This is a genomic window from Nitratireductor sp. ZSWI3 (assembly GCF_024655565.1).
Classification (GTDB): domain Bacteria; phylum Pseudomonadota; class Alphaproteobacteria; order Rhizobiales; family Rhizobiaceae; genus Nitratireductor.
This window is the reverse complement of record NZ_JANKOF010000202.1, coordinates 1-1,013: the sequence shown is the minus strand read 5'-3', so window position 1 is coordinate 1,013 and position 1,013 is coordinate 1. Positions and strand designations below refer to the sequence as shown.

At 71.0% G+C, this 1,013-nt stretch carries 2 pseudogenes; both read right to left on the bottom strand.

The features are described from left to right. A pseudogene (locus NUU27_RS25395) lies at positions 1–665 on the bottom strand (hypothetical protein); the annotation flags it as partial. Continuing rightward, positions 662–1,013, bottom strand: a pseudogene (locus NUU27_RS25390) (ABC transporter); the annotation flags it as partial. The pseudogenes NUU27_RS25395 and NUU27_RS25390, both read right to left, overlap by 4 nt.

Sequence of the window (1,013 nt, the reverse complement as noted above, 5' to 3'; positions counted from 1 at the left end):
GGAGGCCGTGCCGCGGTGCGGACCGGCGGCGCCGGGCGTGGCGATGGAACCGCCGCCGTCTGCCGGGGCAGTTCGATGAACTCCGGCGCGGCTGGAACGGGTTCGGCCGTCGGTGCATCGGCGGGGCGCGAGGGCTCCGGCTCGCTTGCGGGAAGAGCTTCCTGCGTCGAGTCCGGAACTGTCGGCAATGCCTTGTTTTCAAGGGCTTCTTGCGGTTTCGCTTCAGGTTCCGAATCGGTTTCGGCCTGAGCCGGGGGCGTGACCGGATCGGGCACACTCTCCAGAAGGGCGGTCTCTTCACCGGGGATCGGCTCGGCAGGAGGCTTTGGCGGGGCCTCGAAGATGATCTCCACCGAGACTGCGTCGGTTGCTGTTTCCATTCCTTCCACCTTCAAGCGTTCGGCGAGGAAGGCGATGATGGCGCCGTGGGCAAGCGCGGAAACGCCGAACGTGAGGAGAAGCAGCCCGCCGACGACGGCGTTTCGGCGCTGCGGCGCGCTGCGGACGGGAGCGGCGGGGATCGCGGGGGCGGTGTCTTCGGCGACCGTCCGCTCCGGCGTGTCGAGCGGCGGGGGAAGCGGGGCCGTCGGACCGGCTTCGAGCGGCGAGGCGACCGGTTCGGCCTCGGCGGGGGGGCGGCGGGAAAGGTCGGGCCAGAGGATCATGGCGCACCGCCGTCCTGCACCAGGTCGACGGGTGTGAGGATGAGGCCGTGCTCGTCGCGGGCGCGGTGCGCGGCGACCCCATAGACCTGCGCCAGCCGCTCGTTCGTCATGACGGCGTCCGGCACGCCGCTGGCGGCCAGCATCCCCTCCTTCAGCATCACCACCTGATCGCACCAGCGCGCCGCCAAAGTGAGGTCGTGCAGCGAGACGAGGACGGTGCGGCCTTCGCCGGCGAGCCGCTTGAGCGCCTGCATCATGGTGATCTGGTGCGCCGGGTCGAGACCCGAGGCCGGCTCATCGGCGATGAGCAGCGGCGTTTCCTGGGCGACGGCACGGGCGGCGAGCACG